The 9,009-nt window shown below is 74.5% G+C and carries 8 protein-coding genes; 5 read left to right on the top strand and 3 right to left on the bottom strand.

The window, feature by feature from the left end:
- Positions 1 to 497 (top strand): alpha/beta fold hydrolase (locus ACI8AD_RS24560; protein WP_456873149.1); only part of this gene is annotated, 497 nt, incomplete at its 5' end.
- 63 nt (positions 498 to 560) lie between these two features.
- Here ACI8AD_RS24560 and ACI8AD_RS24565 read toward each other — a convergent pair.
- Positions 561 to 1,127 carry a TetR/AcrR family transcriptional regulator gene (locus ACI8AD_RS24565; RefSeq protein WP_456873150.1) on the bottom strand — a complete coding sequence of 189 codons (567 nt, stop codon included), beginning with the start codon at positions 1,125 to 1,127 and terminating at the stop codon, positions 561 to 563.
- Between the two features lie 140 nt (positions 1,128 to 1,267).
- Here ACI8AD_RS24565 and ACI8AD_RS24570 point away from each other — a divergent pair, with 140 nt between their 5' ends.
- The gene (locus ACI8AD_RS24570; protein ID WP_456873151.1) at positions 1,268 to 2,791 is read left to right on the top strand and encodes an MFS transporter; all 1,524 of its coding nucleotides are present in this window, start codon (positions 1,268 to 1,270) and stop codon (positions 2,789 to 2,791) included.
- A gap of 331 nt (positions 2,792 to 3,122) precedes the next feature.
- Positions 3,123 to 4,967 (top strand): BCCT family transporter, encoded by a 1,845-nt coding sequence (locus ACI8AD_RS24575; RefSeq protein WP_456873152.1) that lies wholly within the window; start codon positions 3,123 to 3,125, stop codon positions 4,965 to 4,967.
- 251 nt (positions 4,968 to 5,218) lie between these two features.
- Here the strand turns inward: ACI8AD_RS24575 and ACI8AD_RS24580 are convergent, their stop codons facing one another.
- Positions 5,219 to 6,391: an NAD(P)/FAD-dependent oxidoreductase gene (locus tag ACI8AD_RS24580; RefSeq protein ID WP_456873153.1), complete on the bottom strand. Its 1,173-nt coding sequence runs from the start codon at positions 6,389 to 6,391 to the stop codon at positions 5,219 to 5,221.
- Positions 6,388 to 6,708, bottom strand: a complete 321-nt coding sequence (locus tag ACI8AD_RS24585; protein WP_456873154.1) for a bifunctional 3-phenylpropionate/cinnamic acid dioxygenase ferredoxin subunit — start codon at positions 6,706 to 6,708, stop codon at positions 6,388 to 6,390. Before ACI8AD_RS24585 ends, ACI8AD_RS24580 begins: the two co-directional genes overlap by 4 nt.
- Before the next feature lie 128 nt (positions 6,709 to 6,836).
- On the opposite strand from ACI8AD_RS24585, the gene ACI8AD_RS24590 reads away from it, so the two are divergent.
- Positions 6,837 to 7,637, top strand: coding sequence for an IclR family transcriptional regulator (locus ACI8AD_RS24590; RefSeq protein ID WP_456873155.1), 801 nt, complete (start codon positions 6,837 to 6,839; stop codon positions 7,635 to 7,637).
- Positions 7,638 to 7,840: 203 nt separating this feature from the next.
- Entirely contained in the window at positions 7,841 to 8,962 is a 1,122-nt protein-coding gene (locus ACI8AD_RS24595; protein ID WP_456873156.1) for an aromatic ring-hydroxylating oxygenase subunit alpha, read from the top strand.
- Positions 8,963 to 9,009 lie beyond the last annotated feature (47 nt).

Raw genomic sequence — 9,009 nt, forward strand, 5'->3', positions numbered from 1 at the left:
CCGTGCTGCTGGGCGCCATCCCCCCGCTGATGCTGCAGACCGACGCCAACCCCGAGGGCCTGCCGCGCTCGGTGTTCGACGGGCTGCGGGCCGGGGTGGCCGGCGACCGCTCGCAGTTCTACCGCGATCTGTCGGCGTCCTTCTACGGCGCCAACCGGGAGGGGGCCACCGTCTCGCAGGGCAAGCGGGACGAGTTCTGGCTGCAGTGCATGACGGTGGGCTACAAGGGCGCCTACGACTGCATCGCGGCGTTCTCCGAGACCGACCTGACCGAGGACCTGAAGGCCATCGACGTGCCGACGCTGATCGCCCACGGCGACGACGACCAGATCGTGCCGATCGTGGCGGCGGCCCGGAAGTCGATCGAGCTGGTGCCCACCGCGACGCTGAAGGTCTACCCGGGCGCCCCGCACGGGCTCCACGGCGCCTACGAGCAGGAGTTCAACGCCGACCTGCTCGCCTTCCTCGCCGGCGACGGGCCGACCGGCCGCTCCTGAGCCCCGGGTCGGGCGGACCGCCACTCCCCGGGTGGTCCGAGCGGCCCTGCGGGACGTCGTCCCTCAGGCCAACGGGCCCTCGCCGCGGGTGAGCGCGAGCAGCAGGTCGCGGGTGGTGGCCAGCTCGTCGCGGCTCAGCGGCCCCTCGAAGAGGGGGGCGATCGACACCCCGTCGCACGCCCGGAGCACCACGACCACCCGCTGGGGGTCGACGCCGTCCTCGGCCAGGGACTCGTTCCAGTGCCGGTACCGGTCCTGCGACCGCCGGGCGGCCTCGGGGAACGAGCCGAGCGTGGCCAGCAGGGTGGCCAGCTCCACCGCCTCCTCCCGCCGCTCGAGGTCGTCGAACGTGGCGTGCACGTAGGCGCGCAGCCGGCGCCCGGGAGCGGCGTCGTCGGGGTCGACCCGGTCCTCGACGGCCCGGGTGAACTGCTCGAAGAGGTCGTCGGCCAGCGCCCCGAGCAGCTCGTCCTTGCTCCGGAAGTGGTGCATGAGGCCGCCCTTGGAGACGCCGGCCTCCCGGGCGACCGTGTCGAGGCTGACGCCGGCACCGTGCACGACCACCGAGCGCGCGGCGGCGTCGAGCAGCGCGCGGCGGGTCCGGGCGGCGTCGCGCAGCGGTCCCGGCACGGTTCCCTCCTCGGACGGTCCAGAGCGGGACCAGGGTGCCGCACGCGCCGCCGGGCGGACCGGCGACCTCCCGCTCGGCCGGGACCGGGTGCCCACCGTCACCGTACCTAACAAACCGTCTGGTCGGTACGCTGTCCGGCATGAGCAGCGCCGCCCCACCGTCCGCCGCGGTCCCGGTCGCCCGGGAGGAGGAGCTCCGCCCGGCCGGGGCCCGCGAGTGGGCGGCGCTGGCGGTGCTCGTCCTCGCCGTGGTGCTGCTGGCCGTCGACGGCACCGTGCTCGCCCTCGCGGTCCCCGCCCTCTCCGCGGCCCTGCAGCCCACCGCGGGGCAGCTGCTGTGGATCGGCGACGTCTACGGCTTCGCGCTGGCCGGGCTGCTGGTGCTCATGGGCGGGCTCGCCGACCGCTTCGGCCGCAAGCGGGTGCTGCTCGTCGGCACCGCGGCGTTCGGCGCCGCCTCCGCCGTCGCGGCGTTCGCGCCGGACCCGGCGACCCTGGTCGCCGCCCGGGCGGCGCTGGGCGTCGCCGCGGCGACCCTCATGCCCTCGACGCTGTCGCTGATCCGCAACCTGTTCCCGGTCGCCCGGCAGCGGACCCGCGCCATCGCGGTGTGGAGCGCCGCGGCCTCCGGCGGTGCCGTGCTCGGCCCGCTGGTGGGCGGGGTGCTGCTCGAGCACTTCTGGTGGGGCTCGGTCTTCCTCGTCAACCTGCCCGTCGTGGCCGTGCTGCTGGTCGGGGGGTGGCTGCTGCTGCCGGAGTCGCGCGACCCGCGGCCCGGGCGGCTCGACGTCCTCGGCGCCGTCCAGTCGGTGGTCGCCGTCCTGGCCGTGGTGTTCGCGGTCAAGGAGGTCGCCGGCTCCGGCCCGACGCCGGTCGCGGGCGCGGCGGCGCTGGCCGGGGTGCTGGCCGCGGTGCTGTTCGTCCGGCGGCAGCGGCGGATCCCGTCGCCGCTGGTCGACCTCGGGCTCTTCGCCCACCGCGCGTTCTCCGGCGCCCTGGCCGGCCAGCTGATCGCGCTGTTCGCGCTCATGGGGCTGCTGTACTTCTTCTCCCAGTACCTGCAGCTGGTGCGCGGGCACACCGCGCTGGAGGCCGGGGTGCGGGAGCTGCCGCTGACGCTGGCCTCCCTCGGCGTGCTCGTCGTGGTCGGGCCGCTGGTCGCGCGGGCGGGGTTGGGCCGGGCGATCGGCCTCGGGCTGGGCCTGTCGGCGGTCGGCATGCTGGCCCTCGCCGGCGCCGCGTCGCTGCCCGGCTACGCGGGGCTGGCCGTCGCGCTGCTGGTGCTCGGTGCCGGGTTCGGGCTGGCGTTCACGCTGAGCACCGACGCCGCCGTCGGCGCGGTGCCCCCGCACCGCGCCGGGACGGCGTCGGCGCTGTCGGAGACCTCCTACGAGCTCGGCGCCGCGCTCGGGATCGCCCTCCTCGGGTCGCTGCAGACCGTGCTCTACCGCGCGCAGCTGCCCCCGGACGTCGGCGGGGCGGCGCGGGAGTCGCTGGCGCGGGCCGGGGAGGCGCTCGACGGCGAGGCGCTCGCCGCGGCCCGGGAGGCGTTCACCTGGGCCGTGCAGGTCACCTCGCTCGGCGCCGCCGTCCTGCTGGCGGTGGCGGCGGGGACGGCCTGGCGGGTGATCCCCTCGACCCGGTCGCGCGCACCGCACGCCTGACGCCGCACCACGGACCGGGTCCCGCCCGCCGGCTCCTGTCGCCCCGGGGCGCGTCGAGTCGCGGCAGGCGTCCCGGAGCGTTTCCCTGGAGCTGCGCCTGTGTAAAAGGTCACGTTCGACCCTTGTTCCCTTGTCGACTCTCTGGTTCCCTCATGCGAAGTCGGTCTCGAATGACGCAACAGAGATGGGGATCGTCATGGAGAATCCGCGGAAGTCCGCCTCGTCCCCTCCCGGGCCGGGCCAGTCGGGAGCCGCCGGAGCCGACCCACCGCCCGGCAGGGGGGCTGCCGCCGCCGCGGACCCCCCCGTCGTCCACGCGACGGACGTGACCGTGACCGGCACCCACCCGGCGATCGCCGAGCCGCCGCCCTGTGTCGCGGACAGCCACTGGGCCGTGGACCGGGTGCTGTTCGCCATCGCCGCGGTCATGGCGCTGGGCTTCGTCGCCTGGGGCTTCGTGAGCCCCACGGGTCTCGGCACCGCCAGCACGTCGGCCCTCGGCTGGATCACCGGCAACCTGGGCTGGCTGTTCGTGCTGCTCGCGTCGGCGTTCGTCGTCTTCGTCATCTGGCTGGCGGCCGGCAAGTACGGGCGGATCCCGCTGGGACGGGACACCGAGCGGCCGGAGTTCCGCACCGTCTCGTGGATCGCGATGATGTTCAGCGCGGGCATGGGCATCGGCCTCATGTTCTTCGGGGTGGCCGAACCCCTGTCGCACTACGTCTCGCCCCCTCCGCTCACCACCCAGGCGGAGTCGTCGGAGGCGATCCAGACGGCGATGGCCACCACGCTGTTCCACTGGACGCTGCACCCGTGGGCGATGTACGCCGTCGTCGGGCTGGCCATCGCGTACGGCACCTTCCGCAGGGGCCGTCGGCAGCTGATCAGCTCCGCCTTCATCCCGCTGCTCGGCCGCCGGCGGGCCGAGGGCCCGGCCGGCCGCGTCATCGACGTCCTGGCCATCTTCGCCACGCTGTTCGGGTCGGCGGCGTCCCTGGGCCTCGGTGCCCTGCAGATCGGCAGCGGGGTGGAGATCCTCGGCTGGGCCGGGGACGTCGGCAACGGCGTCCTGGTCGCGATCATCGCGATCCTGACGGCGGCCTTCGTCGCCTCGGCCGTGTCCGGCATCGAGCGCGGGATCCAGTGGCTGTCCAACACCAACATGGTCCTGGCGCTGCTGCTCGCGGTGTTCGTCTTCGTCGTCGGCCCGACGATCTTCATCCTCAACCTGATCCCCGACGCGGTCGGCAGCTACTTCTCCGACCTCGGCGAGATGGCCGCGCGCACCGAGGCCACCGGTGGCGAGGCCATGGCCACCTGGCTGCGCGGCTGGACGGTCTTCTACTGGGCCTGGTGGATCAGCTGGACGCCGTTCGTCGGCCTGTTCATCGCCCGGATCAGCCGCGGCCGCACCATCCGCCAGTTCGTCACCGGCGTGCTCCTGGTGCCCAGCCTCGTCAGCCTGCTGTGGTTCGCCGTGTTCGGCGGGGCCGGGATCGCCGCCCAGCGCAGCGGCGTCGACATCGCCGGTCAGGGCACCACCGAGGGCCAGCTGTTCGCCGTCCTGGAGCAGTACCCGCTGGCCACCGCCGCGACCGTGCTCGTGATGGTCCTCGTGGCGATCTTCTTCGTGTCCGGCGCGGACGCGGCCTCGATCGTCATGGGCTCGCTCTCGCAGCGCGGCACCCTGGAGCCCAGCCGCTGGGTCGTCGTCTTCTGGGGCGTCGTGATGGGCTCGGTGGCGGCGATCATGCTGCTGCTCGGCGAGGACGGGGCCGCGCTGACGGGGCTGCAGAACCTGACGATCATCGCGGCGCTGCCCTTCGCCCTGGTGATGGCGGCACTCGCGGTGAGCCTGGTGAAGGACCTCCGGCACGACCCGATCGTCCTGCGCGGCAACTACGCCTCCCTGGCGATCGAGCAGGCCGTCGTCGACGGCATCAGCCGCCACGGCGACGACTTCGTCCTGGTCGTGGAGAAGACGCCGGACCCGGCGGCGGGCACCCCGGCCGCCGACGCGGGAGGGGTGCCCGTGGCGGGCCCGGGAGCGGCCGGCCGGCCGCCCGCCGGCCCGGCCGGCAACTTCGTGGCATCCCCCGAGGACGGCTCGTCCGTCCCCGCGCACACCCAGCCGAGGGCAGAGGCCATGGGCCGGCCGTCGGGGCCGCGCGACTGACCCTCGCTCGCCGAGGGGCCTCCCGGCACCGGAGCCGCTGCGCGTGGCCCCGGTGCCGGGAGGCTCTGCCGTGCCACGAGGTCCTGCCGTGCCGGGAGGCCGGGGAGGGGAGCTGCCGCGGCACCTGCCCGGGACCGCGGAGGTCGGCCCGGCCGACGGCAGCACGCGGCCCGGCGGACCAGTGCGGTCGGCCGGGCCGGGTGCTGCGGGAGTGCCCGTGGGGGCCGTCGGGGCGACGGCCACCACGGGCGTCAGGACGGCGTCGGCACCGCCGAGCGCAGCTGCCGCCGCCACCGGGTGAACAGGCGGGGCTGGTCCATCCCGAGGACGGCCACCGGGTGCCCGTCGCGCTCGTAGACGACCAGGAAGCTGCGGTCGGCGAAGCTGCCCTCCACCACGCGCGCGACGTCGCCCTCGCGGCGGGAGCCGGCGAACTGGATGCGCGCGCCGTACTGGTCGGACCAGAAGTAGGGCACCGGCGTGGGCGCCGGCCCCCCGGCGCCCAGCAGGGTGGCGGCCGCGGTGGCCGGCTGCTCGAGCGCGTTGGTCCAGTGCTCGACGCGGACGTGCCGTCCCGCGGTGGCCGACCACGTCGCGGCACAGTCGCCGATCGCGACCACGCCGGGGACGTCGGTGGCGCCGCGGGCGTCGGTGAGGACGCCGTTGCCGAGGGCCACGCCGGAACCGGTGAGCCACTCGGTGTTCGGCGTGGCGCCGATCCCCACGACCACCACGTCGGCGGGCAGGCGCGTGCCGTCGGTCAGCTCGACGGCTTCGACCCTGTCCCGGCCGACCAGCCCGGACACCCCGGTGCCGACCAGCAGGCGGGTGCCGTGGTCGGCGTGCAGTTCTGCGCAGACCGCGCCCACCTCCGCGCCCAGCGGGCCGGCGAGCGGGACGGGCTGCGTCTCGACGACGGTGACGTCGAGTCCCAGCGTGCGGGCAGTGGCGGCGACCTCCGCCCCGATGAAGCCGGCGCCGATCACGACGAGGCGCCCGGCGGAGAGCAGGTCCACCCGCAGGGCGATCGCGTCGTCGAGGGAGCGCAGGACGTGCACGCCGGCGAGGCGTTCGCTGCCGGGCAGGCGGCGGGCACGGGCGCCGGTGGCGAGGACGACGCCGTCCGCGCGGACCTCGCTCCCGTCGTGCAACCGCACCGAGCGGCCGGTCCGGTCCAGGCCGACCGCGGTCGTGCCGAGCCGCCACTCCAGCGCCAGGTCCTCGTCGTCCGGCGTGCCCAGGGTGATGTCGTCCAGCGACGCCGTGCCGGCCAGGAACTCCTTGGACAGGGGTGGCCGGTCGTAGGGGGCGTGCACCTCGTCGCCGACGACCACGACGCGGCCGTCGAAGGACCGCTCGCGCAGTGCCCGCGCGGCGGAGAGGCCGGCCAGCGAGGCCCCGACGACGGCGATGGTGGGGCTCACGCGGCGCCGTCCGCGGCGACCCCGGGCAGCACGTGGACCACGCCGTCGGTCACGACGACCCGGTGCGTGCGGACCGGGGTCTTGGCCGGAGGACCGGACACCTTGCCCGTGCGCAGGTCGAAGCACGAGGCGTGCAGCGGGCACTCCACCGCGCAGCCGTCCAGCCAGCCGTCGGCCAGCGAGGCGTCCTGGTGGGTGCACGTGTCGTCGATCGCGAAGAACTCGCCGTCGACGTTGAACACCGCGATGGGCTCGTCGGCCTCGACTCGGATGGCCTCGCCGGGGGGCAGGGCGGTCGTGGGGCAGACCGGGATCATGTGCGCTCCAGGCTCATCGTCGTTGCGTCAACCGCAACTCTGTGCCGATGACGCAACAGCATGCGGGAGTGCGGCCGAGCGCGTCAAGAGCGGCCGGGAGCGTGGCGTCGGCCACCTACGCTGAGGTCATGAGCGGGCCGCAGGGTGCGAACGGAGAGCGGAACTCGGTCGCCGCGGTCCAGTCGGTGGACCGTGCGCTGAGCGTGCTGGAGATCCTCGCGGCGCACGGGGAGGCCGGGGTCACCGAGGTGGCCGCCGAGCTGGGGGTGCACAAGTCCACCGCCTTCCGGCTGGTGGCGGTGCTGGAGAGCCGGGGCTTCGTCGAGCAGCTGGCCGACCGCGGCAAGTACCGGCTCGGCTTCGGCGTCGTGCGCCTCGCCGGCGCCGCCGCCGCCCAGCTCGACATCGCCCGGGAGGGACGGCCGATCTGCGAGGCCCTGGCGGCCGATCTCGAGGAGACGGTCAACATCGCCATCCTCGACGGCGACCGGGCGGTGAACGTCAGCCAGGCCCGCGGGCCGGCCGCGCTCAGCACGCACAACTGGGTGGGGCAGGGCACGCCGCTGCACGCGACGTCGAGCGGCAAGGTGCTGCTGGCCCACGCCCCCGACGCCGTCCGCAAGGGCGCGCTCTCCCGGGACCTGCAGCGGTTCACCCCCGCCACCATCACCGACCCGGAGCTGCTGCGGCAGGACCTCGACCGGATCGTCGAGCAGGGGTGGGGCTGCACCGTCGAGGAGTACGAGGTCGGGCTCAGCGCCGTCGCCGCTCCCGTCCGGGGCGCGGACGGCGACGTGGTGGCGGCGCTCAGCGTCTCGGGGCCGTCCTTCCGCATGGCCTCGGAGGACTTCCCCCGGCTGGCCCGGCGCGTGCTGGCCGGCGCCGACGAGCTGAGCAGGAGGCTGGGCTTCTTCGGCCCGTCCCGCTGAGCTCGCCCGCGGAGCGCGGGTCGGCCCGCGGGCGGAGGACTGTGCTGCGGCTGTTGCGTCTTGCGCGAGCCGCTGAGTAATGTGCAACACGGCGGTCGTCTGGTGCTCGCCGGCGGACGACGACCGTGGTTGGTCGCAGGCCGTGTGGTCGTGCGACTTCCGGCGCAGTCCGCACACCGCCCGACGCGACCCCGAGGTGCCGCATGACCACCACCGACCAGCCCGCGAGCCTCATCTCCACGTTGCCGGGGCACTACTACACCGACCCGGCCGTCTTCGCGCTGGAGCAGGCCCACGTCTTCGAGGACATGTGGTTCTGCGTCGTGCGCTCCGGTGACCTCCCGACGCCCGGCTCCTTCCGCAAGGTCCAGGTGGGCCGGGAGAGCGTGCTCGTCGTCCGCAGCCGCGACGGCGGGCTGCGCGCGTTCCTCAACGTCTGCCGGCACCGCGGGGCGCAGATCTGCACGGAGGACTCCGGTGCGGTCAAGCGCGCCTTCCAGTGCCCGTACCACGCCTGGACCTACGACCTCGACGGCAAGCTGGTCGCAGCCCCGAACCTGACGAAGATGCCCGACGTCGACCGCGTGCAGTACGGGCTGGTGCCGGTCCACCTGCGGGAGTGGCTGGGGTACGCGTGGGTGTGCCTGGCGGCGGAGCCCCCGTCGTTCGAGCACGACGTGGTGGGCGCGGTCACCGAGCGGCTGGGGGACGTGGCGTCCATCGACCGCTACGAGCTGGACTCGCTCACGGTGGGCCGTCGGATCACCTACGACGTCAAGGCCAACTGGAAGCTCATCGTCGAGAACTTCATGGAGTGCTACCACTGCGCGACCATCCACCCGGAGCTCACCGAGGTGCTCCCGGAGTTCGCCGACGGCTACGCCGCACAGTTCTTCGTCGGGCACGGCGCGGAGTTCGGCGAGGAGGTCCAGGGCTTCACCGTCGACGGCAGCGAGGGCTTCGACCGGCTCCCCGGGGTCGCCGAGGACCAGGACCGCCGCTACTACGCCATCACGGTCCGGCCGACGGTCTTCGTCAACCTCGTGCCCGACCACGTGGTCTTCCACCGCATGTTCCCGGTCGCGGAGGACCGCACGATCGTGGAGTGCGACTGGCTCTACTCCCGCGACGTGGTGGAGTCGGGCAGGGACGTGTCCCGGTCGGTGGAGCTGTTCCACCGCGTCAACGAGCAGGACTTCGCGGCCTGCGAGCGCACCCAGCCGGCGATGTCCTCGCGGGCGTACGCGAACGGCGGCGTGCTGGTGCCCTCCGAGCACCACATCGGTGCCTTCCACGAGTGGCTGACCCGGCGCCTGCCGGGCTGAGCCGGCACCCACGGCAGCGGGGCCGGGAGGACGACGTCCTCCCGGCC

The organism is Geodermatophilus sp. SYSU D00766, assembly GCF_054049915.1.